Origin of the sequence: Synechococcus sp. W60.1 (assembly GCF_047461575.1) — a bacterium.
In the GTDB taxonomy this organism is placed as follows: Bacteria; Cyanobacteriota; Cyanobacteriia; order Thermostichales; family Thermostichaceae; genus Thermostichus.
In genome coordinates this window covers 177,414-202,514 of record NZ_JANSHL010000001.1, presented here as the reverse complement: position 1 = coordinate 202,514, position 25,101 = coordinate 177,414, and the positions used below count along the sequence as shown (strand labels likewise).

Here is a 25,101-nt window from a genome sequence, read left to right as displayed (position 1 = left end):
GTGTGGAAACAGCCCTTGCTTCTCTTCGCCATGGCTGCAAGTCCCATGCTCGCCTCTTCTGCTCCTCCCTCTCCCGCCCATATCTGTCCCCTTGCCCAGGCCTGCAGCTACCTAGATTGGGCAGCTCGCGAGCTGAAACTGGATCCCGGCTGGGTGGCAATCCTCAGCACCCCCCGTAAAGTGGTGACGGTGGCGATCCCCGTGCGGCTGGATAACGGACAAATCCAAGTGCTGGCCGGCCATCGGGTGCAGCATTGCAACGTTCTCGGCCCCTACAAAGGGGGGATCCGCTACCATCCCGCGGTCACCCTTGAAGAGGTATCGGCCTTAGCGATGCTCATGACCTGGAAATGTGCCCTTATGGGCATTCCCTACGGTGGGGCCAAAGGGGGGATCCCCCTCGATCCCAAGCGTTATTCGGTCTCGGAGCTGGAGCGCATCACCCGCCGTTACACCAGCGAGCTGATCAAGGATATCGGCCCTGCAGAGGATATCCCCGCTCCAGACATGGGAACTTCCGCCCGCGAGATGGCCTGGGTGATGGATACCTATTCCATGAATGTTGGGCATGCGGTGCCGGGAGTGGTGACGGGCAAACCTCTCTCGATTGGGGGATCCCGAGGGCGAGAACTGGCCACCGGACGGGGGGTGATGATCACGGTACGGGAAGCCTTGGCCCGACATGGTGGATCCCTGGCAGGGGCAACGGTGTTGATCCAAGGCTTTGGCAATGTGGGCGGGGCAGCGGCCAGCTTGCTGCATGAGGCGGGAGCCAAAATTGTGGCGGTTTCCGGCAGTTCTGGGGGCCTTTACAATCCTAATGGACTGGATATCCCCGCCCTCAAAGCTTACATGAAGGAACGGGGAGGCCGCATGGCGGGCTTTCCACAGGCTGAGCCCATTAGCAATGCCGACCTGCTGGTGCAAAAAGCGGATGTGTTGATCCCTGCCGCTCTGGAAAATCAAATTACCGAAGCCAATGCCCACCAAATTCAAGCCCGGATTGTGGCAGAAGCTGCCAACGGGCCAACCACCCTTGCCGCCGACCGGATTTTGGAATCGCGAGGGATCCAGGTATTGCCGGATATCCTAACCAATGCCGGTGGAGTGGTGGTGAGCTATCTGGAGTGGGTGCAGGGACTCTCTTACGTCTTCTGGGATGAAGAGCGAGTTTATCAAGAAATGGAAGGTCTGATGGTACGTGCCTTTGAACGGGTGGTGCAGGAGGCAGAACGGCGGCAAGTGTCGCTGCGACTGGCTGCCTACACCCTAGGGGTAGGCCGAGTGGCGCAAGCCCTACAGGATCGCGGCCTTTACCCGTAGACCGGGAACTCTTGGCTCAACAAGCCTACTTGCCAAGGTTCGATTGCCCTTTTCTCAAGCCCGACGGCGTTCTTGCTCTTCCTGCTGCTGCCATTGCTTGAGCAGCTCTTTTGCCGCCTGCGGGGTAAAGTAGTCCAGCTCCATCAGCTTACGGTAGGTCAGAATTTGTCGCATCTCCAGGGGCATATCTGCTTTTTGGTAGAAGTAGCGAATGCGATTGATGTTTTGCTCCATTTCTGTAAACTCTTGCTCCCGCTTGATCTGCCTTTCCTGCTTGAGCACTTCATGGGGAGCGGACAGGCGGCTGTAGTTGGGGATCCGTTGCGTGCCTGTGGTTTTGCTGGCAGCAGGCAGACGGTGGCCTCCGGTTTGTCGGCTGTTGGCCTTGTTGGAGTTGAAGAAGAAAGAGAGCATCGGCAAACCTCACACAAACAGATAGACGGCCAGATAGACGGCGGCAGCTTAACGCCAAGTCAACAATATCAAGTTTAGGTGAAGAAGCCGTGATCCCGATCCTTGTTGGAAAAACCCGTACTGCTGACGAGGCGCTGTATCTCTCCGCCTCTCCTACCCCCTCGGATGGTTGAGGGAAAGATGAGGTTTGGCCTCAAACCAATCTATTCGTAAATTAAGCCTACCGTACTTACACGGAAATTGACCAAGATCACGCCGAAAAGCGCAGGATACTTACGTATCTTCACGTCTTTTCGTTCGAGATACTTGTATCGGATATATCTTCCCACCAGCCGCTACAGGTGGGATTCATCTCCGCTCAGCAGCCAAGTGACCGATACCCCCAACGCCTTGGCAAAGGCCACCAGTTCTTTGTCAATGACGCGCCGTTTTCCCTTTTCCACCTGGCCAATCTTGACGTAGTCCAACTGCACACCGTACTTGGCCAAGCGGCCCGCCAGTTGATCTTGGGTGAGTTGCAGCTTCTCCCGTACCCAGCGCACCCGCTCCCCAATCAAGTTGGCCGATGGATGGTGCCGGTCGTTAGACTCCATAGGAGCAGAAAGCTTTAAATATAAATATTCTTTATAAATATTCTTTTCCAGACTGAGCAAGTCGAGGGTTCCCCACATGGTAGCCTGAGCTGGCAAGGTTCCCTTTTTCTGGGATCCCACCCGGCAGCCGTTGAGCTGACTGGCTCAGGAACAATCTTATCTCAAGGTCTAGATCGAAAATCGCTTACCGCTTTTTGCCGGGCAACCCCTTGCCTACAAGGACTTGACGGATGGGATCCCTGCTGTTCCCGCATCTAAACGGAAAAATCTCCGGACAAAAAAGAGGGTCATGATCGATTTTCGCTCGCAGCAGCAGCAGAAACCTTTTTAGACTGGGAGATGAAGTTCTCTCCTCACCTGGCTGTGGTTTTTTCTCGTCCTCATCCTGAACACTCTGTCTCTTCGCCTCAGGAGTTCGACGATCTCTGGTTCGACCCCGAGTCTGCCCCTCAAGACGACCTCGCAGAAGTTGACTCAGAGCCAGGGGCCGGCGGATCCCGGTTGAATGAAGACGCTGTCGATCACTACCTGAATACCATCGGTCGCGTGCCCCGCATCGATCACGCTGAGGAAATCGAGCTGTCGCGCAAAATTCAGCAAAAGCTCCTCATCGATCAAGCCCGGCAGGAATGGCGGCAACAGCGGGGGGAGGATCCCAGTGACGAGGCTTTGGCCGAGGCCCTGCAGATTTCCGTATCCACCCTACGCTCCCGCATCCGACAAGGGGAGCAAGCTCAACGCAAGCTGATCAACGCCAACCTGCGCCTGGTGGTCAGCGTTGCCAAGAAATACCTCAATCGGGGGGTGCCGTTTTTGGATCTGATCCAAGAGGGCAATATCGGGTTGATCCGGGCCACCGAAAAATTCAATGCGGAGCGGGGGTTTCGCTTCAGCACCTATGCTCATTGGTGGATTCGCCAAGGCATTACCCGTTGCATTGCCAATCAAGCACGGACGATTCGCCTGCCGGTACACATGGTCGACAAAGTGCGCCTGCTCAAGCGCACCAACCGCGAGCTGATGAAGCTGCAGGGGAGGCGGCCCACCGAAGCGGAGCTGGCAGAAGCCTTGGGCATTAAAGTCAAGAAACTGCGCATGATCCAACAGGCTGCTGCTTTGCCCCTGTCGCTGGATGTGCCGGTCGGCCAAGAAGGAGAAAGCCGCCTTGGAGATTTGCTGCAAGATGAGCGGCAAGAGCAGCCCTTTCAAGGGATCCTCGTGCAATCCATGCAGCAGGATGTGCGTTCTGCCATGCAAACCCTCAAGCCGATTGAGAGGCAAGTGCTGGAGTTGCGCTATGGGTTAGACGGGCAACAGGCGAGAACCCTGCGGGAGGTGGGGGATCACTTCAACCTAACGCGGGAACGGATTCGTCAGATCGAGCGGGATGCCCTGCGCAAGTTGCGGGTGGGCTATTCTTCGCGGGCTTTGGCTCAGTACATTCGCTAGTGGCTACAGGCCTGGCAGACCGATTTCCGGGCCAGCTTCTGCCCAGGGATAGCCTTTTTTCAATCTTCTTGGGTTGAACACCATAGCCCCTTGCAGCGGCGATGATAAGGATCCCTTATCCCCTGAGCCTATTGGGGCTGATGACCCCCCGGCTACCTCATCTTCACGACCAGAGCCAGTGGGAAGGACTTTGGCAGCTAACCTCTTTGGTCGTTGAGGAGTTGGCTGATCGGTTTCCTCTGGCGCTCAGGCATTGTAGTCATTCCAAACGAGATTGAGACACTCCCGCTGCCGCCCAAACGCTTCGCGCCGCTGCCGCGACCCCTCTCCCAGGGGGAAAAGGATTGGTCTGCTGGCTTGACTTCCCAGAGGTGCCTAGGATTCGGAACACCTGTGCGCCGAGAAAGAAATTCTTAAAAAGCCTTCGCCAGCCACAAAACCGCATTTAGGATTGGCTTCGAGGAATAGTCAGCGAGTAACCTGCGTCTTTGTTTCCAGATGGCCCGATACCAAGCCGGCTAGGCTTTTTCAGCCCAGCCTCTTTTTCAGTGCAGATGCTCGAGCCGTCAGCCCAGTCTTTGCTATGCCTTCAACTGCAATGGATTCTTCGATCTTTCATCAATCCCAACCTTCTTCCCAGCGGAATCCTGTGCTCTCAGACAAGCTTTCCCTGCGTATGGGACAAGCCCTACTGGGGTTAGCATTGGCCACTTGGCTGCTGATGGGGTTAGGCAGTGCCACCCGCGTCATGAATGCTGGGCTGTCCTGTCCAGATTGGCCCCTTTGCTACGGGGCAATTGTGCCCAGCCAGCAGATGAACCTACAAGTCTTTTTGGAATGGCTTCACCGCATGGTGGCTTCTGGGGTAGGCTTGGCTACGCTGGTTCTGATGGGGTTTGCTTGGCTGAAGCGTCAGGCATTGCCCACTTGGCTGCCCTGGGGTTTGAGCTGGGCTTTTGTTCTGGTCTTGATGCAAGGGATCCTGGGTGGGCTGACGGTCACGGAGCTGCTGCGCTTTGATATTGTGACGGCCCACTTGGGCACGGGCCTGCTGTTTTTTGCCACTTTGCTCACTCTGGGATTACTGATCTGGACAAGAGCCGGTTCTAAGGACTCCATCCTGCCGCTGCGACTGGGTGAAGGGCCATTTTCCGTCGGCTACTTGCCTTGGCTGGGCTTGGGGGCGGTGCTGCTGGTGTATGTCCAGAGCCTTCTGGGCGCCTTGGTGGCCTCCCAATGGGCTTTGCATCAATGCTTTGCTGCCGGCGAGCTGTGCTGGGTGATGAATAGCCACTTGCTGGGGGTTGCTCCGGCCACCCTTGGGGTGTTGGCGGTAGCGGTGGCCACCGGGCTGCGGCGCAAGCGGATCCCCCGCCTTCTCAAGTTCTTGGGCCATGGGTCTGTTGGCCTGCTGTTGGCCCAGGTGGGGATCGGTGTTTTGACCTATCATTACCGGCTGCAGGTAGAACCCCTAACGGTGGCCCATCAGATGATGGGGGCAGCTTTGCTGGCCTGTCTGCTGGGTTTTACGGTGCTGGCCTGGCGAATGCGAACCCAGGGGGAAGAAGGCCAGTGGATGGCCATGACCGCAGAAATGACCGGTGAGTGAATTTCATGCAAGATAGCGTTTTAGTCGACCGTCAGGCTTCCTACCAGAACCCGATGGGGGGGATCCCCTCTGAGCAGAGCCCATGTGCTCTGGGGTGCGAGCGCCAGGCGCTTGTCCAGGTTTTGCGCAGCTACAGCCAGTTGGTGAAGCCCAAGATCATCGCCCTCTTGCTGATGACGACGGCTGGGGCCATGTGGATGGCAGGCAACACCGACCCGTTCAGGTTTTTCATCACCCTTTTGGGGGGAGGAATGGCGGCGGCGGCAGCCAACGTCATCAACATGGTGTATGACACCGATATCGATCGGATGATGGAGCGAACCCGCCATCGTCCCCTGCCTTCCGGTCGAATCCGGGCGCGGGATGCTCTGATTTTTTCGGGGATCCTGGCTTTGGCTGCCTTTGGGTTGTTGGCTATTTTCACCAACCTGCTGGCTGCCGGTTTGGCCATGTCGGGGATCCTGGTGTATGTGGGGGTCTATACCCACTGGCTGAAGCGTTCCAGCACGCAAAATATTGTCATCGGTGGAGCGGCAGGAGCGATCCCACCTTTGGTGGGCTGGGCAGCAACCACAGGCGAGCTCAGCTGGGCCGCGTGGGTGATGTTCGCCATCATCTTTTTGTGGACTCCACCCCACTTCTGGGCTTTGGCCATTCTGAAGCGGGAAGACTATGCCCGTGCCGGGGTGCCGATGCTGCCGGTGGTAGTGGGCGAAAGACTCACTGCCGCACAGATTTTGCTCTACGCGCTGCTGATGGTTCCGGTCAGCCTGTTGCTGGTTTACCCCTTAGGGATGCTGGGATCCTTTTATCTGAGCGCGGCGGCGCTGCTGGGATCCCTCTTGGTTTGGAAGGCGGTGCAGTTGCTGCAGGATCCCTGCGACCGAGATCGGGCGGCCTCGCTCTTCACGTTTGCCAACCTGTATCTGCTGCTGTTGTGCGGGGCCATGGGTCTGGATAGGTGGTCGTTAACCCACATCCTCTGGAGCCAGGCCACTGCGTCCCTCCAAGGGATTTACACCACCCTCATAGCGCTGGCCAGCTGACTTGCGCGAATGGGGGATCCCTGGGTTGATAACCCCCGTTGGCCAGCCGGTTTTTCCTCAAAATTGCGGCCCATTCTCAGAGAGTGACACTCCATACCGTGCAGGGTAGAATGAGCTAATCATTAGCCAAGCAAGACACACCCGGCCATGACCAATGAGGAAATTGAGACGCGGTTTGTCCAGTTGGCCGAAGCTGTGACCAGGGTGGCCAATACAGTTGCCCAGGTTACCGATGCTCAGCTTGCCTTGCAAACCCTTTCAGGGCGTCTCGCTGAGGTTGTCCTGGAATTGCGGCAGGAAGTGCGGGAATTGCGGCAGGAGCTGAGAGAATTGAGGCAGCGGCAGGCTGAATCGGATCAACGCTTTGAGGTTCTCCTTCAGGAAATCCGCTTCTTAATCCGCCGTCAGGGAGAGGGGCAAGCGTGAGTTGGGAAATCGCCTGGTGGAAGCCCCTGAGATAGGTCAGGATCCTCTCTGTGGAAAGGGTGAAAACAGCGGAGGATCCCTTGCTGCCTAAGGTTTGCTCCCAAGCAGAATACTTTCATTATTTCAAACAGCAATGAAACGGCTTGCTGCGTCGATCCCTAACTCCCCTTTCCCAGGGGGAGAGAAGCCGGAGGTGAGGGAAGGCCGCCTTACAGGAGAGGAGTTGGGGGTAGATTTTGCCGAGCCTTTGTGGACACTTAAGAAGCCCAGAAGCCTTGCTGGATAGGACTGTCTGGGCTTGGGGAGATGTTGCTGAACCGTTTCGCAACGCATAGTCACTTATCTCACCGTCAAGGTGAAACAAACAACCGCTTGCTTCCTGCTAAGGCCTCCGGCCCGCTAGCGCAAGCAGTAGAAATAGATGGTAATAGAAGCCACGACTGCTATCGGCCCTCTGGGGATGGAGCTTAGCGGACTTGAACCGCTGACCCCTTCAATGCCATTGAAGTGCTCTACCAACTGAGCTAAAGCCCCAATCACTTGGCTTCGAGCCAGAATCCCGCTCAAGGATCCTACCCTCTACTCCAGCTTACACTGGCAACCTGCAGAAGATGCCTCAGCGGTAAAAAACGCTGGAACCTGATCGTAAATAAGTGGAGGATCCTTGTCAATAGCTTGGATGGCTCGACCGAGATGAGGAGTTTGCTTGGTTCTCAGCCTTTTGGTGTCAGACGTTGCGAGAAGCCCGCGGGGTGGTAGAACGGAGTCAGTGGCAATTGAGGGGCCTGTGACACAAGAAACTCAGCTTAACCGCATTTTGGCGGCTTCTTTGCTGGTCGTCTGCCTTATTGCGGCCATTGTCGGGGGCACGCGCCCTGCCCCAGAGCCTACCCGAGGCGGGGTTAGCCTAGAGGCTGCACGGGGGGCGGAGCGCATCGAGGTGGTCACCCTGGAAGGAACGATAGGCGGCCCAGGGGGTTCGACTTTGGTAGGCCTGCCCACTTCTCCTGTGGAACAGTTGCGGGAGGCAGCACGGGATCCCTCTGTCAAGGCTGTATTGCTGCGCATCAACAGTCCCGGCGGAGCTGTGGGATCCAGCCAGGAACTCTACCGTGCCGTAACCGCTCTACACGGAGCAGGCAAGCCGGTGATCGCTATCCTAGAAAACATTGCTGCCAGTGGGGGGTACTACGTGGCCAGCGCTGCCGACAAAATCTATGCCAACCCTGGCACCCTGACCGGCAGCATAGGGGTTATCATCAGCGGCCTCAGCTTTGGTAAGTTGCTGGAGAACTACGGCATAGAGCCGCAGACCTTCAAAACCGGCGAGTACAAAGACCTTCTCTCTCCTTTCCGCAGTGCCACTCCTCAAGAGCAGCGCCTTCTGCAAAACTTGGTGGAGGATACCCTCGAGCAGTTCATTCGCGATGTGGCCCAAGGACGCCAGCACTTGCCAGAAAAGGCAGATGAGGTGCTGGAAGCAGAGATGATCGCGCGACGGCAGAGCTTGGATGAAGACCGGGTGCGACAATTGGCCGATGGACGCATCTTCACCGGGGCGCAAGCTGTGGAGGTGGGCTTGGTGGATGCTTTGGGGGGGTACACGGAGGCGGTGGAGGATCTGCGGCGCATGACCGGGGATCCCTCTTTGTCGCCGGCGGGTGAGGGAGAGGGCTTCCAACGAGTCCTGCGACGACTGTTGAGCCAAGGACTGTCCTCGCAAAGGCAAGCCGCTTGGCTGGGCCGGCTGTTGGAGAGCAACGAGGCTGTTGGGATCCCAGACGTGCCGTTGCTGTGGATGGCGCCGGAGTGGACTTTGCGCTAAACCTAAATCTAATCAGGACGGGTTTTGGGTGTGGGGGGTGAACGGTGAATCGAGAACCGGTCGCGCCAGCGGCGCAGGGCACTTTGAGAGCAGCTGCTCTGGGAGTGCAGGGCAATACTTGGAGAGAGGGATCCCAGAAGGCCAATTCCTTGGCGGAGCTGGATTGGGCCATCGACCTGGAGCTGTTGACCAGTCGGGCTTGGGTGGAAATTGACGCAGCCCAGTTGCGGGAAAATCTGCGGCTATTGCAGGCTCGCCTGTCGCCGGATACGGAGATCTGGGCGGTGGTGAAGGCCAATGCCTACGGGCATGGGGCGCAGTTGGTGGCTCCCGTGGCTGTTGCGGCTGGGGCCAAGGGGCTATGTGTGGCCACCCTGGCCGAAGGGATCGAGTTGCGGCAAACGGGGCTGCAGGCTCCGATTCTGGTGTTGGGAGCTTTGAATACCTGGGCGGAGCTACAGCAGGCCATGGCAGCCCGGTTGGAGGTCAGCCTCACCTGTGCAGAGCAAATCCCGCTGATGTGTCAGGTAGCCCGTTGGGCCGGGCGACCCGTCCCGGTGCATGTCAACGTGGATACGGGTATGACCCGTTTGGGGATCCCCTGGAAGGAAGCTGCAGCCGTGTGGGGGCAGATTTGTCGGATCCCGGAGCTGGAGGGCTGTAGCTTGTTTTCCCATCTGGCGACGGCGGACGAGCCCCATTCTCCGGTCATGGAACAGCAGCACGCCCGCTTTGCCCAGGTGGTGGAACAGATCCGCCAAGCCGGGGATCCCTTACCGGCGCTGCATCTGGATAACTCAGCCGGTGCTTTAACCCATCTCCACTACTCCCGTGTGCGTTTGGGGTTGGTCCTCTATGGCCTGTCCCCTGCCCCTCACTTGCCGGTGCCAGGTCTGCAGCCAATTCTGCGGCTCAAGGCGCGGCTGTCCCACATCCAAACTGTGCCTGCTCAAACTGGCGTGAGCTATGGGCATCGCTACATCGCCTCTCGCCCCAGTCGCATTGCCACTCTGGCCATCGGCTATGCGGATGGGATCCCACGGCGGCTTTCCGGCTGGCTGCGAGGATGGGTGCGCGGCGGCTTGATCCAACAGGTGGGCACAATCACGATGGATCAATGTATGTGGGATGTAACCGAGAGGCCGGATATCCAGGTGGGGGATGTGGTGGAGCTGCTGGGCCCCAATCTGGCAAATGCGGGTTTATCTGTGCAGGATTGGGCCGATCAGTTGGGTACTATTCCCTATGAGTTGCTGTGTGGACTTTCTGCCCGTCTGCCAAGAGTGTTGGTTAATTCTCTGGGTTTTGATGATGCCTGACACGACAGATTGGATTGCCTCAAGCACGGATAGGAGCGGGCCAGAGGCTGTTCGCGTCGGCAGCAGAGGGCTTGACTTGACGTGTCAACAGAGAGTAGAGCAGCATCGAAGGTAATCGAGAGCACTCCTGCTCCCTGAAAGACAGGGGCTTGGCGGCGGGTTCGATTCACATCAGGAGGTAGCGATGGCGGAGCAACATAAGCCTCTGAAGAGCCTGGAAAATCAAATGGAACGGGCTGTTCTGGAGATGGTCAATGAAATCCTGCTGATGGAGAGTCAGCAGCGCTACTGCTTCTGTGAGAAATTCTGTAACGATGCTGCCGCCCTGGCTTTGAACAACCTCAAACCTCGCTACGCCACCAGTTTTCACGGCTCTCTCCGAACTTTAGAAGCCATTCAAGCGGATCAGGAGTTGCAGAGGCTGATTCGGTTGGAGGTGGTGAAGGCCATGGACAAGGTGGCGGCCAATCCCCGTTGCCCGGAGCCTGAATGTCCTTTGCTGCTGCGCGACGCCGAGACGATAGAGTTAGAACTGGCCCCTAGCGACAATTGAAGGAATGGCTCTGATGGAGCTGCGCTCCGCTAGCGCGAACGTTTCCCCTTCGCCAGTGGCCTTCCTCGGCCCTGCTGGAACCTACACAGAGTTAGCAGCTTTGCTGGCCTGCCCTGAGCAGCCTCACCTGCACAGCCAGGGATCCCACCCCTTAGTGCCTTATCCAACGATCAGCGCCTGTCTAGAGGCGGTAGCTGCCGGCCAGCAACAATGGGCGGTGGTGCCGGTGGAAAACTCGGTGGAGGGGGGGGTCTCGATGACCTTAGACGCCCTCTGGCAACTGGAGGGGCTAGGGATCCGGCAGGCGCTGATCCTGCCCATTCGCCATGCCCTCATCGGACGTGCCTCGCGGTTGGAGCAAATTGAGCAGGTCTACTCCCACCCGCAAGCTTTGGCCCAATGTCAGGCTTGGCTGAGATCCCATCTGCCCCAGGCCACTTTGATCCCAACCCGCTCGACCACCGAAGAATTGGATCGCCTGCAGGAGCAGCCCAACGCCGCCGTCATCGCCTCAGAACGAGCTGCCACCCTCTACCAACTGCCGGTCTTGGCCTGCCCGATCAACGATCACCCCGACAATTGCACCCGCTTTTGGGTTATTGGCCGTGCGCCGCTCTCGCGTTCCGGTCAACAGGGTGAAACCTCTGCCGATCCTGCTTCTCCGGGGGGATCCCATACTTCCTTAGCCTTCAGCCTCCCCCACAACGTGCCGGGAGCGCTGCTGAAACCTCTGCAAGTGTTTGCGGAGCGAGGCCTGAATATGTCTCGCATTGAGTCGCGCCCCACCAAAAAATCGGCAGGGACGTATGTCTTTTTTGTCGATTTGGAGAATCCTGTTGGCCAACCCTATTTGGATGCCGAGGTGGTTGCGGCGCTGGAATCGATTGCCGAAACCTTGAAGCTCTTCGGCAGCTACCCTGTGCATGACCTCTGCAAACAAGGGGATCTATCCCAAGTAGCAAAAGCCCTGCCCTCTGAGGGGAAAGCGCGTCCAGCGTAGCCAAGTCTTTCAAACCGTTGAATCCATCTGAGTCATCAGGCCCGAAAGCTGGGAGCGACACCCGATAGAGTCATTTCAGGTTAGGGTGAGACGCCTGGGCTGCTGATCGCGCCAGCGGGACGGAGTCCTTGAAAAGCCTTCTGGATCAGTGCATGCAACATTTTGGGTTTGAGTTCAGTGTCCCAGTTTAAATCCAAATGACCGTAGCTTGGAACCAGGACTGCTGTCCCGAGCACTGGGGCAGACCAGGATCACTTCACAGAGCTCGATAACCTTGCCAGGCTTGCCAAAAAATGTAAAGAGAAAGAATGGCTAGGAAGCCCCGAAACAACAGACTGACGGTTTCATCGGGCAATTTGGGCAGGGTGCGTGTGCTAATCTGTACACCGATTAACCCCCCTGTGCCCAAGATTAAACCTGGGATCCAGAGCACATTCTGGTGGATGGTGCCGTCCCCGAACCCCAGGCCATTCCAGATCCAATCGCTGAGGCCCGCATGGCTGGCAGTGGCAGCAACTGCTGTGATCACAATGGCCCCCAGACTGGTCTGAATCGCCACTTTGATTGTCTCTTTCAGCAGCAGGATCTGCATTGGCACCAGGATCACCCCACCGCCGATGCCAAACAGCCCGGCCAACAAACCGGCAGTGCCGCCGGTCAGGGCGCGGGCTAACCAGGGAGACATCTGTCCTGAGGACTTCGCACCACTGTCGCGAACAGCAGCAGGCGGGAACTCTGTCTCCAGGGCTTGGGTGGCCACCTTTTTGCGCAGCTCCACCAGATAAGTGTTGGCCAGCAGCAACACCCCGAAGGCTGTCAACAGCAGGTAGCTGGGAAGGCGACTGGCGATGATCGCCCCCACTTGGGCCGTAAGCAATGCGGGGATCCCCAGCAGGATCACCCGTTTCAGATCCAGCATGCCCATCCGCCAGTTTTGGATGCTGCCTGCAATCGAGGTCATAACGATGGAAAGGTTGCTGGTGGCTGCAGCTTGAACCGGTGGTATCCCCAAGCTGACCTGTAAGGGCACCAGGATCGTTCCACCGCCAATGCCCAGAACCCCGGCTAGGATCCCTGCCACCAAGCCCCCAACTGCCAAGGCCAGACCCTTTTCTTCCATTGCTTCTCGGCCCTGCTCATCAACAAAACAAGCAAAATGTCTGTTATGGTAGCATTCTCCGTCCTCGGCAAGACCATCAGGGAAGGGATCCCTTGGGGCGGGGTTGAAAAGAGGCGCATCATAAAATGTTGGACAGTCGTACTGATCTGGTGCGGATCGCGCTAGCGCGCCAACTTCTCCACAAGCAGGGAAGCCTTCATGGTTGCCATCCATCCGGCAAATGATCTGGGTGCTCTGAAAAATCTAGGTTCCACGGCAAGAGGATCCCAGCCCGCTTGGTGGCCTCAATCTGGGCAGCAACAGGGAACTGTGGCCCCTCTGCAACCTCTGGGGCTGGTTGCTTTGGAAGGTTTGGCCACCTGGGGAGATCGCCTGTTGGGCTTGGATCGGGTGAGGGGCTATTTGGTGGAAATTCAAGAGCACAACACCCTGCTGCTCAATCCCCATCATGTCCATTCTTTCCAAGGCGCTTACGGTTTGTGGGTAGAGCCAGAGGGGGATCAAGCGTGGATTTGGCTCAGTCCGCAGCAAGAGGGGCAGATCTTGCGCATTCCCATGGCCGCTCTGCAGGAACCGGGATCCCTGGAAGCCTTTCAAGTGTGTAGCTGCCCCTGCCCCATCGAAGGGATCGCCCTCTGGATCGATCCCCACACGGGAAACCGCTACCTCTATGCCACCTGCTACAAACGGGGAAAAATCCTGCAACTGGATCCCAGCCGTGGCCTTATTGTGCAGGAGATGCCCGCCCCTGGGGTTGGCCGAGAACAGATTGCGGTGCAGGGAGACTACCTCTGGGTGAGTGATCGGGTGGAAGAGACGATCTATGTGCTGGAGCGCCAGACCGGGCGAGAATTGGCCCGCATCCTCACCCCTTCTCCTGGGCCGACAGGCTTGGCCTACTGGCGGGGGCAGCTCTGGGTAGCCTACGCCCACGAAGAAGCCTATATCCACGACAACCCCAACGCTCCGGATCCCTTGTCGGTGGCCCTGCGCGACAAAACCTGGGTGGCTCCCCTGCGCCTGCGGCCTTTGGATCCCCTCTCTGTCCACAGCTCCTCAGACCCCTCTGACGTTGGCGGGATCGAGTCCAAGGACCCCCCCATTGCCTGTCCGGTGGTCTTTCAGCCCCAGCGTCTGGGGGAACGCGCCACCTACACCCTCTCCCACGGCTATCGGGTGGAGCTGACCTATGTGGAAGAAATTGCCCAAGAAGAGCCGCGCTTCCTGCCCGATTTGGTCTGGCGGATTGCCTTGCCCTGCAACAGCCTTCGCCAACGGGTGCGCAGCCTGCACTGGGTAGGTCTGCCGTTTGAAGTGGAAGAGCAATCCGGCCAACAGGTGGCGGTGTTTTCGCTGGGATCCCTGGGGGCCCATGAGGTGCGCTTGTTTGGCTGGCGGGCGGTGCTGGATCTCTACAGTATCAAGTACTGCATCGATCCACTGGATGTAGAGGCTGCCGTTTTGCCCAGGGAGCTGCGGGATCGCTACTTGGTGGACGATGACTACCTGGCCATGGACACCTCGATTGTCCGAGAGGCAGCGCGGCTGGCCGTTGGCAGCGAGACCAACTTGCTGCGCAAAATGCTCAATATCCGGGCCTATGTTTACGACAAGCTCTCCTACCGGGTCACCTCTCGCATTGATCCGCCGGATGAGGTTTTGCGGCGTGGCTCCGGTTCTTGTGGTGAATATGTGGGGGTGCTGTTGGCTTTGGCCCGCCTCAATGGGATCCCTTGCCGCACGGTGGGGCGCTACAAATGTCCTCCCCATCCAGAACTGAAAGGGATCCCGCTGTTTCCCCAGTACAACCACGTGTGGATTGAGTTTTATCTGCCCGGCTGGGGTTGGGTGCCGATGGAGTCGAACCCCGACGATCGGGGGGAGCGCCCCTATTCGCAGCGCTACTTCATGGGCTTGCCCTGGACCCATGCCGAGATCGCCAAAGGGATCCCTTTCGAGACGATCAACACCGACCAAGCCTCAATTGGGGAGCTGGCCATTAACCATGTGCAGTTTCGCATCTTAGAAGAAATTTGAAAGGCGAATAGAGTGAGAAAACGGGCCTGAGATTGGCCAACACTGCTCCGGGAGTGATTTTTGCCGAAGATAACAATGTGGCTCCTGATGTGGTGTGGGTAAGCCGCTCTCGACTGAGAACAGCGTTAGGGGCGGATGGCAAACTCCACAGTGCCCCAGAATCGGCGGTAGAAGTGCTGAGCCCTGGAGCTTGCAATATTGGCCAAGATAAGCAAACTAAGCTCAAGCTTTACAGTCGGCTTGGGCTACAGGAGTATTGAGTGGTGGACTGGCAACAGCAACAAGTGGAAGTCTACCGGCGTCAGCAAAGGCAGTTGGTGTTGATCAAAACTTGCTTGGGAAAGATGAATTGGACTCGAATTGGACTCGCCGTTGCTGCCGGGGCTTGCGTGCCCGATTTCACAGCTGTGGATGCCACCTCTTGCCTGAGTCTGGTGGGAGCCCCATTGCTCGCTCGAAAAGCTGCCACCCGAATGGGGAGCTGTCAATAGAGCTGCACTCCGCGGGCGCGAATGTCGCTTTTTCTTCCCCAGCCTGATGCTGGAATGGCTATGGGCCAACAACAGGGCTCTGCCCTCATCTGGGGCTTGCGTTAAAGACTAGGATAGGAGACTACGGCGGGGCTTGGCTTCGCTCCAAGCACATCCATCCAAAGCAATCCGCTCTACCTCCGAGGCCAGCCTCAATGCTTTCAGGGCCTGTTCCCCACCCACAGAAGGTTGGTTGCCCCCCCGCACGCAATTGATGAAGTGCTCCAGTTCGGCATGCAGCTTGTCGATATTGTCGGTGTGGACTTTCTCAATCAAACAATCCCGCTGGTAGGGCATTTGGCCGTAGTCGCTGGTGCTGCCGACGGATCCCTGGCGGTACACCGAGATCTCATTGTGTAGAAAATCTGCTTCTACCAAGGCATTCTTGCAGTGGACGGCAATTTTGCGCACCTTGCGGTGGGTGACCTTGCTGGCGGTGAGGGTGGCGATGGCACCGTTGGCAAAAGTGAGAGTAGCCGTGACGTAGTCCAGGTAGCCCAGCTTGGAGATGCGGTTGCCGCTGGCGGTAATCTGGGTCACGGGAGATGGGATCAGCTCCAGCAACAGATCGATGTCGTGGATCATCAAGTCGAATACCACCGACACATCGCTGGCGCGGTCGGAATAGGGGCTGAGACGGTGAGCCTCGAAAGCCAGAGGTTCTTCACTTTGCAAGACTTGGCCCAGCTTTTGGAAAACAGGGCTGAAGCGCTCGATGTGCCCCACCTGCAAAATACAATTGCAATCGGCAGCTCGGTTCACCAGCGATTCTGCTTCGCTGATGCTGGCAGCGATGGGCTTTTCGATCAGCACATGTACCCCGGCCTCCAGGCAGGCCATACCCACCTCGTGGTGCAGAACCGTCGGCACGGCAATGGCCACGGCAGCTACATGGGGCAGCAGATCGCGGTAGTCCTCATAGAAATGAACGCGGTGGCGGCTGGCCACATCCAATCCCCGTTCCACGTTGATATCCGCTACCCCCACGACCCGCACATCCTTCATCAGGCTGAAAACGCGGGTGTGGTGCTGGCCCATGTTGCCTACCCCGATCACCCCAACCGGGACAGCTTGCTCTGAATAAGCCAGTGGACGGCGGGGAGAGTTGGCAGAACTCGGGCAAGATCGGGCCATGACGTTTCCACTACCTCCACCACAAGGGTTTCGCGAACCTCGCTCCATCTTTCGGTAACGGAGCGCCGCATTTCACGAAACAAACTTCACAAAGCTTACCATGCCTCCCTTAGATCCAGTTCAAGCCGGGGATGGGCGGCAGGTGCAGCGGGGGCTGTTGGCAGGATTGGGGGCTGAAACAGAACAGCGGCACCGGGCTAGAGCGAAACCACATGCGGGCGTAGAATCCGCTTGGACTGAGGGGCAGGCCAAGCCAAACGGGGAAAAAGAAGACAAAGGACGCCAAAACCAAGGCCACCGCCGTGATGCTCGCCCCGCGCCAAAAGCGGCGATAGCTCTGCCAGCCCAGCAGCACCAACCAAGCCAGGGCTAGGGTGCTAAACGCCAGAGCGCTCATGTAGTGGTAGATAAAAACGCAGCGGCTGACCCTAAACCAAGGCAGGTAATTGGCCGCATAGCCGATCAAAATGAAGGCTTCGAGACCGTGAAAGCGGCGGATCCCTCGCCAGACAAGCACCAAGATGGATCCCGTCCCCAGCCACCACAGCCAAGGATTGCCCAAGCCATGAACAGCTTGCCAGAGGTTGCCCTGACTGCCGAAGTAGTAGGCCACGGGGCGGCCCAGAATTGGCCAGGACCAAGCTCCTGCCGAGGCCAAGGGCGTAGTCAGCCAAGGACGCAAAGCCGGGAACCAAGCCACCAGGGATCGCAAGCTGGTGGAGCAGTAGGGGTGAACAGGGGTCTCTTCGTTCACCACCAGGTGGGCTGCCATGTGGCCGCCGTAGATGGATTGGTTGATGAGCACCAGGGATCGGAAATAATTCTGGATGCCCGTCCAGCTCCAATCCAGAGTTAGTCCCTGTTGGGGATTCAGCTGCAGGTGCGGGATCCACTGAATGGCATAAAAGGCCAGCGGAGCGAGGACGAAGCAGAACGCATAGTGCCACCAGCGCAGATGACGAATCTGGCTCAAAATGCCCAACCGTGGGATCCACTGCGGGCGCAGCCAGACCACCCCCCAGACGAGGATCCCCAACAGAGCAAACATGAAGGTAAACCAGAGGCCATTCCACTTCACCGAAGCTGCCGCCCCCAACAGGATCCCGGAGCAAGCAAAGTGAGCAGCCCGTCGCCAACCTTGGTCTTCTAGACCTCTCAGCAACAGAATGGTCGCTGCCAGCCCAAAGGCTACCAGATACACGTTGATCAGGCCAAAGCGGGATTCCACCAGAAACACCCCATCGGTCAGCAGCAAAACCCCGCTCAACAGAGCAAAGCCCACGTGGTAGGTGAGGCGGTAGGCTAAACCGGTCAGCAACAGCGGGATCAGGGATCCGCAAAAAGCAGTGGCGAAGCGGAATCCCCACTCGTTGCGGCCAAACACCCGAATGCTAAGGGCAATGAAGTACTTGCCCAAGGGGGGATGCACATCGTAAAAAGGCTTGCCATCCAGGTAGTTCTGGGCAAACTCCGGGAAGTACACCTCATCGAACACAGGTGCCGGGAACTCGTCCAGCCGCCACAGGCGGAGCCCCAGGCCCACCAGAAAGATCCCCAGCGCTCCCCATACCAGCCACTGTCGGGATCCCACAGCACTGTGCGGGGATCCGAGGATGGGCACAGCTAGCAGCAAGCTGCCCTGAGACCGCTCCGGCCCGGGGTCAATGGGGGTTGGCTCTCCAGTCATGGATAGGGCACTCTCAACACTCCGGCGAGGATCCCTAGGGATCCCCAGTGTTACTTTAGCCGACCGTGAAAGCCTAAGCGATTCCAAAGCAAACCACTGCTAGACTGTAGAATTGAATACAAAGTTGGCCAACTTCTGGCCAGTACCCTGTCTGCGCTGGCGCTCCTGAGAGCGGGCGTTTGACGTTCGGTCATCTCAGTGGGGAGGAGACACCGTGGCGACTGGTGGATATGCGTTGGTGGACAGCCTGCACCGGCATGGGGTGCAACACATCTTTGGCTATCCGGGGGGAGCCATCCTCCCCATCTACGACGAGCTGTACAAAGCCGAGTCTCAGGGGCTGCTCAAACATTACCTGGTACGCCACGAACAAGCGGCTGCCCACGCCGCCGACGGATATGCTCGCGCCACTGGCAAGGTGGGGGTGTGTTTTGCTACCTCTGGCCCAGGGGCGACCAACCTGGTGACGGGCATTGCCAACGCCATGATGGACTCTGTACCGATGGTGGTCATCACTGGGCAGGTACCTCGCCATCTGATTGGCACCGACGGCTTCCAGGAGACGGACATCTTTGGCATCACCCTGCCCATTGTGAAGCACTCCTACGTGGTACGGGATCCGCGCCAAATGTCTCGGATCGTGGCAGAGGCTTTTCACATTGCCGGGACAGGGCGGCCCGGGCCGGTGCTGATCGACATCCCCAAAGATGTGGGCCTGGAAGAGTTTGACTATCAACCCGTCAGCGAGATCAACATCCCCGGCTACAAGCCCACCGTGCGTGGCAACCCACGGCAAATCCACACAGCGGCCAAGCTGATCCTGCAGGCCAAGCGGCCCTTGCTGTATGTGGGAGGTGGGGCGATCATCTCCGGTGCCCACGCCGAAATTGCCGAGCTGGCCCACACCTATCGGATCCCGGTGACCACCACCCTCATGGGCAAAGGGGCTTTCGATGAGAACGATCCCCTGTCGGTGGGGATGCTGGGCATGCACGGCACGGCCTATGCCAACTTCGCCGTCACCGAGTGCGACCTGCTCATTGCGGTGGGGGCCCGCTTTGACGATCGCGTGACCGGCAAGCTAGATGAATTTGCCAAGCACGCCAAAGTCATTCACATCGACATCGACCCAGCCGAGGTGGGCAAAAACCGTGCGCCCGATGTGCCGATTGTAGGGGATGTGCGCACTGTTCTGGTGGAGATGCTGGCTCAACTGAGCAAAATGCCTTCTACTCCAGGCCTAACTCAGGCCTGGCTGGATCGGATCGAGCGCTGGAAGCGGGACTATCCCCTGCAGGTGCCCAGCTACGAAGGCGTGATTGCCCCCCAACAGGTGATCGATGCCTTTCGTCGTCATGCTCCCCACGCCTACTACACCACCGATGTTGGCCAGCATCAGATGTGGGCGGCGCAGTTTCTGCGCAACGGGCCGCGCCAATGGATCTCCAGTTCTGGGCTGGGCACCATGGGCTACGGGTTCCCCGCGGCGATGGGAGTCAAGGTAGCCCTGCCTCACGAAGAAGTCATCTGCATCAGTGGCGATGCCAGCTTCCAGATGAACATGCAAGAGCTGGGCACAGTGGCTCAGTACGGCATTGCCACCAAAGTGGCCATCATCAACAACGGCTGGCAGGGCATGGTGCGGCAGTGGCAGCAGGCCTTCCACGGCGAGCGCTACTCCCACTCGGATATGTCTCCCGGAATGCCGGATTTTGTCAAGCTAGCCGAGGCTTTTGGGGTAAAAGGGATCCGCGTCGATCACCCCGATCAACTGGAAGATGCCATCCAGGAGATCCTAAAGCACGAGGGGCCGGTAGTGGCCGACTTTGTGGTCAAGCGGGACGAAAACTGCTACCCGATGGTGCCTGCCGGCAAAGCTAATTATCAGATGATCGGGCTGCCGGAGAAGCGGCAACTGGAACAAGCCGCCGAGCTGATCTACTGCCCCAATTGCGGCACCAAAAACCCCACCCTGCACAAGTTTTGCGCCGAGTGCGGCACCAAGCTCTAGAATCGGTGGCCTGGCCATCCCGCTAGGAAAGGTGGGCCCCAGCAGCAGGGAGTCTTCGGGGATATCGGGGCTACTGAACAAGCCAGATTAAAACGCTCCCTGAGCGCTCTGCGAGGCCAACACGAGCGACTCCTGCCCCTTTCCCAAAAGGAGAGGAAGGTTGGGATCAGCGCAACGAACGGAGGATCCCTCCTGCCCTGGGGTAGTTCGATCCCCTCAAGGAGGGTAGCCGGAAACTTCTGCCTCTGGTGTCTCTGGCGGTCGGAAGCAGGCACCCTCCAGACCTGCCCAACCGGCTTAGAGGGGTCGGTAAACCCGGTAGTTGATATTGGGGAAGATGTTGTCCATGTATTCCACCTTGGCCAGCCACTGCTCCTCTTCAGGGGTGGCTTTTTCTCGCCGAAACTGACCCTCTTTGATCTTCTCGTAGAGGTGGTTGAAGCGCAGCAGATGGGACTTGGTGCGGCGCACCGCGTAGGGAACCATCGTCCCCGTGCGCATGATGAAAGCCCAGTCGGAAGATTGAGCCAGCAGCAGTTCTCGGGCTGCCTGGTTCAAGGCTCGCCATTCTAGGTCGTCGGCAGGCTCGTGACGGCTCAGCTCGATCATCCGCTCGGTGGCCTTGTGCAGGTGGGGGTAGATCCAGGCGTTGGTGGGGTTGAGCCAGTACTCGTGGAAGCCGCGCGCCCCCCAACTGGACTGGGCAGGTTTGCACACCTGCTGGGTGGGGTTCTCCCGCAGGTACTCCGCCAGGTGAGTCATGCGGTAGGTGTTTTGGTCGAAGTAGCTCTTGCGGATGAGAAAATCCAAAAACCAAGGGCCCTCGTACCACCAGTGGCCGAACAACTCCGCATCGTAGGGGGCCACCACCAGCGGCGGGCGGCCCATGACGCTGTACAAATATTCGATTTGCCGCTGGCGGTTGAACATAAAGTTGCCCGCATGCTCTGCCGCTTTCTCCCGCGCCCAATAGGGGTCGTAAAGCTGCTTTTGCCCCAGGTCCAGGTTGCGCCCGGTGATGCGGTGGTACTTAATGCCGGTGTTTTTCCGCTGGCCGTTGGGCATGATGTAAGGCTTGATGTACTCGTAGTCGGCCTCATACCCCAGGTCTTTGTAGAACTCGCGGTAAACCGGATCCCCTGGATAGCCCACCTCTGCCGACCACACCTGCTGCGAAGACTCGTGATCCCGCCCGAAAACGGCGACGCCGGTCTCGGTAAAAATAGGGGCGTACATGCCGTAACGAGGCCGGGGCTTGGCGTAGAGAAGACCATGGGCGTCGGTGATCATGTAGCGCAGGCCGGCATCGGCAATCATCCGCTCCAGCCCTTGGTAGTAGGCGCATTCCGGCAGCCAGATCCCCCGCGGCCATTGGCCAAAGTGCTCGTTGTAGTGCTCACAAGCTACAATCAACTGCGCCCAGACTGCCTGCGGGTACATCTGCATCAAGGGCAGGTAGCCGTGGGTAGCCCCACAGGTGATGATCTCTAGGTTGCCGCTATCTTGAAACTGCTTAAAAGCTCGCACCAGATCCCGGTCGTAGCGCTCCCAGAGATCCCGCACCATGGCAAACTGCTTGATGTAGTGCTCCGCCAGGTAGCGAATGTGGCCGTTGGTGGCGTTTTTGTCGTACTCCAGCTGGGCCAGCTCTTCCAATTTGGTTAGGTAGTGGTCGTAGCGCTCCTGCAGCAAGGGATCCCGCAGCATCGACACCAAGGGCGGCGTCAGGGACATGGTGAAGCGAAAGTCGATGCCATCTCGCTGTAGCCCCTCGAACATGTGCAGCAGCGGCACATAGGTCTCCGTGATGGCTTCGTAGAGCCATTCTTCCTCCAGCACAAAGTCTTGCTCAGGGTGGCGCACAAACGGCAGGTGCGCGTGGAGTACCAAGGCGAGATAACCCATGGCAGCCGGGGATCCTTACAGACAGGGAAAGATAACGGAGCAGACTTACCCTTCTCAGCAGCAAATCTGTAGAGAAGGTTAAGCCCAAGATTGCTACCTATCGTCCAGCATTTCGTCCTTGGGGTCAAGAGCTGGGATCGCTGGGGATCGCTGTTGGGCTCAGCGGTGACGAATGAAGTCGTAGATCTCCAGATACTCCTTGCCAGGATAGTTCCAGGAGTAGTCGTAGCTCATGCCTTGAATCTGCAGTTGACGGAACTGGTCAGGAGCGGTGTACCAAAGGTCGATGGCCCGATCCAGAGCCGACTCCAAAGCAGCTGGATCTGTGTGATAAAAGACGTAGCCGTTGCGTTGCTCGGGCAATTTGTGGGGATCGTAGTCGCGGTCGAAGACGGTATCCACCAGGCCACCCACTCCTCTCACCACCGGAACTGTGCCATACTTCAAGCCAATCATCTGAGTGAGTCCACAGGGTTCGTAGTGGCTGGGCACTACGATGATGTCTGCCCCCGCATAGATAAGGTGGGAAAGTTCTTCGTTAAAGCCCAACTCAATGTGAACATCGGGGTTGTTGTTGAGGTAGCTTTTCTCGTGGGCAAACCAAGCGCCGATCCCTCGCTCCGTAGCGGATCCCAGCAGAACAAATTGGGCATTTTTGAACAGGGAGCGGTAGATGGCATGATGCACCAAATGCACGCCCTTTTGCTCGTCCAATCGCCCGATATAGGCCACGATAGGCTTGTCAACATCCTGCAGTAGCAGCCGATCCCGCAGAGCTTTTTTGTTTTTAGCTTTATTTTCCAGCGTTTGAGCAGTGTAGCGCACGGGGATAAAGCGGTCGATCTCCGGGTTCCAAATGTCGTAATCGATGCCATTCAAAACGCCGCGAAACTTGTGCCGGTGCAAGTAGAGGGTATGGCCAAGTCCATAGCCGTAGTCGCCAAATTGCACCTCCAGCGCGTGATTGGGAGAGACCGTAGTGACAAAGTTGGAAAAAACAATTCCCCCCTTCATAAAGTTGAGAGAAAAGGGGTTGAAGTTATCGCGCAAACGGTCGTAGTGGAAGTAGTAGGGTTCGCGGTTGAGGCCGGTAGCCCAAAGAATCTCTGGGCCGCCAAAGCCTTGGTGTTTGAAGTTGTGAATGGTGTAGCACACCCGCTGGTTTCCCATGCCGTGGTACTTGTAGATCTCAAACAGCAGCACCGGTACCAACCCTGTCTGCCAGTCGTGGCAATGGATGATGTCGGGGCGCTTGTTGCTTTGTAGGAGAAACTCTAGAGCCGCCTTGCTGAAAAAAGCAAAACGCATGTTGTCATCCGGGCAGCCGTAATAACACCCGCGATTGAAGAAGTTATCGCCCGAGTGGGGCTCAATAAAAAAGCAAAGGCGGCCATGCACCCAGCCGCAGTACACCGAGCAGTGAATGGCTCCCCCGTACCAGGGCACCCAGAGATCGCGATAGGCGTCGTGCAAACCCCAGATCTGGTCGTAGCGCATCGTGTCGTACTTGGGCAAAACCAGCTCGACACAGTGGCCCCGCACCTCCAGCTCGCGGCTGAGGCCGTACACCACATCCCCCAGTCCCCCCGCCTTGATAACCGGGGCGCATTCAGACGCAATCTGCACGATGTACATTTCGAGACCTCCCGTAGCACCGCCTTAGCTTTCTTTACAAACGATAATCTTTTTGGCCTCGACAGAACATCCCTCCCAATGGCAAGGGATCCCTGCACTGGGGAACAACCTCTGGGCCGACCGGGTTCGAGCCCCAGCTGCGCCGTTTGCCGGGGAACCTGATCTACGGGAGCAGCCCTCTGGGCAATTATGGGCATTTCGATTCAAACTAGAAACGTTGAATGCACGGGGCCAGAAGGCTTTTCAAGGACTCCGTCCCGCTGGCGCGATCAGTAGCCCAGGCCTCTCACCCTAACCTGAAACGCGACTATGAACGGCTGATCCCGCTGGGGCGGTACCGTTCTTCGAGCCAAGTGCGCAGCTCATCTTCCCGGAAGGCGGCAGCCAAGGTGCCCGTTCTGGGATCGTGGGCATGCCAAAGAACATGGCCGGATGGATCCTGGCTTTACGGTAACTGCAGCCGGCTGCACCTCCCCTCGTCTCTTGCGAGCAGGCTTACTCTCTCCGGCTAGGGGTAGCCAGGGATCCTTCAAGGTCACGCGAACTCAATACCACTGCTGAGCGTAAAGGCGCTGCACCAAATAAAACACGAATAGGTTGACATCCACGCGCCGCTCGTCGATCATAAAAGACTCGATGGTGCTGGCCGGGGATCCTTCGGTGGTACAGCGGAAGAACTTGCGGCCATTCAAGGATCCCTCAGCAAACAGCACGCTAAATTGCTTCTTGCCTCCTGCAAACGCGCCGACCAGCGTCTTGCCTTCCAGGCGCAGCTCCAGATCGCTGACTCCGCGCTTTTGAAAAGCCGCAATGGCTGCCGGGCTCACCTCTTCCGAGATCTGTTGCTCGAAAGGGCTTTTCTTCCTTAGCAACTTTTTTCGCAGCGGCTTTGGGGGAATCCTCAGCAGCAGGCTTGGCAGCTTCAGCGGGTTTCTCGGCAGCAGCGGCCTCGGGGGTGGGTTCTCCAGACATGGGGAAACGCTCCGACAATCAGATGGGTAAAAGCCTTAGATGCAGAACAATCAAAAACTCCGTCCAGAACCGGCAAAGAGCTAGCCCTTGGGGATGTATTGGCCGACAATTTCTTCAGCAGGGATCTGGGGAAAGCCCATGCTGAAGTTGGGGGCACGCCCCTGCAGGTTATAGGCGATCTCCCCTTGCTTGAGCAGGGAGCGGATGAAATGTTCCAGGTCAGACCCAATGCGGCGGATGTTGTACTCGGTCAAATCTCGCCCTCGGTACTCTTCCACCAGTTCCTCGAAACGGGCATAGACCTTCTGGAGCGCAGCATCAGTCCAGACCAGCTCGTTGTCCGGATCCACATCGAGGGTAAACAGGTCGTCGCGGGGCACGAAGTTGTTGTCGGCAGTAACTTCACCGGCAAAAATGTGGACGTGGCGAGTGGTGCATTTCAGCATTGCGATGGCTCCGCTCCGGATCTAACCTGATAAACAGCGTATCACTACCTAGCGCTTGTGGGGGATC

21 protein-coding genes and 1 tRNA gene are annotated in these 25,101 nt (G+C 57.9%); 12 read left to right on the top strand and 10 right to left on the bottom strand.

All coding sequences use genetic code 11. From position 1 onward, the window contains the following. The first annotated feature begins 45 nt into the window (after positions 1-45). Positions 46-1,323: a Glu/Leu/Phe/Val family dehydrogenase gene (locus NW805_RS00905; RefSeq protein WP_414421350.1), complete on the top strand. Its 1,278-nt coding sequence runs from the start codon at positions 46-48 to the stop codon at positions 1,321-1,323. A gap of 54 nt (positions 1,324-1,377) precedes the next feature. Here NW805_RS00905 and NW805_RS00900 read toward each other — a convergent pair whose 3' ends face one another. Continuing rightward, positions 1,378-1,737 (bottom strand): hypothetical protein, encoded by a 360-nt coding sequence (locus NW805_RS00900; RefSeq protein ID WP_414351532.1) that lies wholly within the window; start codon positions 1,735-1,737, stop codon positions 1,378-1,380. 335 nt (positions 1,738-2,072) lie between these two features. Further along, positions 2,073-2,330 (bottom strand): helix-turn-helix domain-containing protein, encoded by a 258-nt coding sequence (locus NW805_RS00895; protein ID WP_041436246.1) that lies wholly within the window; start codon positions 2,328-2,330, stop codon positions 2,073-2,075. A 339-nt stretch (positions 2,331-2,669) separates the two neighbouring features. Between NW805_RS00895 and NW805_RS00890 the strand changes: the two genes are divergently transcribed. The 4 genes from NW805_RS00890 to NW805_RS00875 all read left to right on the top strand — a co-directional run bounded on the left by NW805_RS00890 (position 2,670) and on the right by NW805_RS00875 (position 6,860). Further along, positions 2,670-3,779 (top strand): RpoD/SigA family RNA polymerase sigma factor, encoded by a 1,110-nt coding sequence (locus NW805_RS00890; RefSeq protein WP_414421349.1) that lies wholly within the window; start codon positions 2,670-2,672, stop codon positions 3,777-3,779. Positions 3,780-4,455: 676 nt separating this feature from the next. After that, the gene (locus NW805_RS00885) at positions 4,456-5,388 is read left to right on the top strand and encodes a COX15/CtaA family protein (RefSeq protein WP_414421348.1); all 933 of its coding nucleotides are present in this window, start codon (positions 4,456-4,458) and stop codon (positions 5,386-5,388) included. Positions 5,389-5,441: 53 nt separating this feature from the next. Next, the gene (locus NW805_RS00880; protein ID WP_414421481.1) at positions 5,442-6,434 is read left to right on the top strand and encodes a heme o synthase; all 993 of its coding nucleotides are present in this window, start codon (positions 5,442-5,444) and stop codon (positions 6,432-6,434) included. A gap of 147 nt (positions 6,435-6,581) precedes the next feature. Further along, positions 6,582-6,860 carry a hypothetical protein gene (locus tag NW805_RS00875; protein WP_414343242.1) on the top strand — a complete coding sequence of 93 codons (279 nt, stop codon included), beginning with the start codon at positions 6,582-6,584 and terminating at the stop codon, positions 6,858-6,860. 461 nt (positions 6,861-7,321) lie between these two features. On the opposite strand, the gene NW805_RS00870 is transcribed toward NW805_RS00875, so the two are convergent. Beyond that, positions 7,322-7,394, bottom strand: a tRNA-Ala gene (locus NW805_RS00870). Between the two features lie 253 nt (positions 7,395-7,647). On the opposite strand from NW805_RS00870, the gene sppA reads away from it, so the two are divergent. From sppA to pheA, 4 genes are all read left to right on the top strand, one after another. Then, on the top strand, positions 7,648-8,685 hold the full coding sequence (gene sppA, locus NW805_RS00865; RefSeq protein WP_414421347.1) for a signal peptide peptidase SppA: 1,038 nt from the start codon (positions 7,648-7,650) through the stop codon (positions 8,683-8,685). Between the two features lie 44 nt (positions 8,686-8,729). Then, positions 8,730-10,004 (top strand): alanine racemase, encoded by a 1,275-nt coding sequence (gene alr, locus NW805_RS00860; RefSeq protein ID WP_414421346.1) that lies wholly within the window; start codon positions 8,730-8,732, stop codon positions 10,002-10,004. A gap of 184 nt (positions 10,005-10,188) precedes the next feature. Continuing rightward, positions 10,189-10,557: a late competence development ComFB family protein gene (locus tag NW805_RS00855; RefSeq protein ID WP_414421345.1), complete on the top strand. Its 369-nt coding sequence runs from the start codon at positions 10,189-10,191 to the stop codon at positions 10,555-10,557. 13 nt (positions 10,558-10,570) lie between these two features. Beyond that, positions 10,571-11,557: a prephenate dehydratase gene (gene pheA, locus NW805_RS00850; protein ID WP_414421344.1), complete on the top strand. Its 987-nt coding sequence runs from the start codon at positions 10,571-10,573 to the stop codon at positions 11,555-11,557. Positions 11,558-11,813: 256 nt separating this feature from the next. On the opposite strand, the gene NW805_RS00845 is transcribed toward pheA, so the two are convergent. Beyond that, on the bottom strand, positions 11,814-12,677 hold the full coding sequence (locus tag NW805_RS00845; protein WP_414421343.1) for a sulfite exporter TauE/SafE family protein: 864 nt from the start codon (positions 12,675-12,677) through the stop codon (positions 11,814-11,816). Positions 12,678-12,986: 309 nt separating this feature from the next. Here NW805_RS00845 and NW805_RS00840 point away from each other — a divergent pair, with 309 nt between their 5' ends. Together NW805_RS00840 and NW805_RS00835 are read left to right on the top strand one after the other, a co-directional pair. Then, positions 12,987-14,714: a transglutaminase domain-containing protein gene (locus NW805_RS00840; RefSeq protein WP_414421342.1), complete on the top strand. Its 1,728-nt coding sequence runs from the start codon at positions 12,987-12,989 to the stop codon at positions 14,712-14,714. 32 nt (positions 14,715-14,746) lie between these two features. Next, a complete protein-coding gene (locus NW805_RS00835; protein ID WP_414421341.1) occupies positions 14,747-14,974 on the top strand; it encodes a Uma2 family endonuclease in 228 nt (75 codons plus the stop codon). 339 nt (positions 14,975-15,313) lie between these two features. On the opposite strand, the gene NW805_RS00830 is transcribed toward NW805_RS00835, so the two are convergent. Both NW805_RS00830 and NW805_RS00825 read right to left on the bottom strand, forming a co-directional pair. Next, on the bottom strand, positions 15,314-16,378 hold the full coding sequence (locus NW805_RS00830) for a Gfo/Idh/MocA family protein (RefSeq protein ID WP_011432295.1): 1,065 nt from the start codon (positions 16,376-16,378) through the stop codon (positions 15,314-15,316). A gap of 109 nt (positions 16,379-16,487) precedes the next feature. Then, entirely contained in the window at positions 16,488-18,065 is a 1,578-nt protein-coding gene (locus NW805_RS00825; RefSeq protein ID WP_414421340.1) for a phospholipid carrier-dependent glycosyltransferase, read from the bottom strand. Between the two features lie 214 nt (positions 18,066-18,279). Here NW805_RS00825 and ilvB point away from each other — a divergent pair, with 214 nt between their 5' ends. Then, the gene (gene ilvB, locus NW805_RS00820; protein ID WP_414343257.1) at positions 18,280-20,076 is read left to right on the top strand and encodes a biosynthetic-type acetolactate synthase large subunit; all 1,797 of its coding nucleotides are present in this window, start codon (positions 18,280-18,282) and stop codon (positions 20,074-20,076) included. A 297-nt stretch (positions 20,077-20,373) separates the two neighbouring features. Here ilvB and NW805_RS00815 read toward each other — a convergent pair whose 3' ends face one another. From NW805_RS00815 to NW805_RS00800, 4 genes are all read right to left on the bottom strand, one after another. After that, entirely contained in the window at positions 20,374-21,981 is a 1,608-nt protein-coding gene (locus NW805_RS00815; protein WP_414421339.1) for a glycoside hydrolase family 57 protein, read from the bottom strand. A gap of 159 nt (positions 21,982-22,140) precedes the next feature. Next, a complete protein-coding gene (glgA, locus tag NW805_RS00810) occupies positions 22,141-23,616 on the bottom strand; it encodes a glycogen synthase GlgA (RefSeq protein ID WP_011432291.1) in 1,476 nt (491 codons plus the stop codon). A 545-nt stretch (positions 23,617-24,161) separates the two neighbouring features. Next, a complete protein-coding gene (locus tag NW805_RS00805) occupies positions 24,162-24,488 on the bottom strand; it encodes a DUF2996 domain-containing protein (RefSeq protein WP_414421338.1) in 327 nt (108 codons plus the stop codon). A 180-nt stretch (positions 24,489-24,668) separates the two neighbouring features. Beyond that, positions 24,669-25,034, bottom strand: coding sequence for an NAD(P)H-quinone oxidoreductase subunit M (locus NW805_RS00800; protein ID WP_011432289.1), 366 nt, complete (start codon positions 25,032-25,034; stop codon positions 24,669-24,671). Between the last annotated feature and the right edge of the window lie 67 nt (positions 25,035-25,101).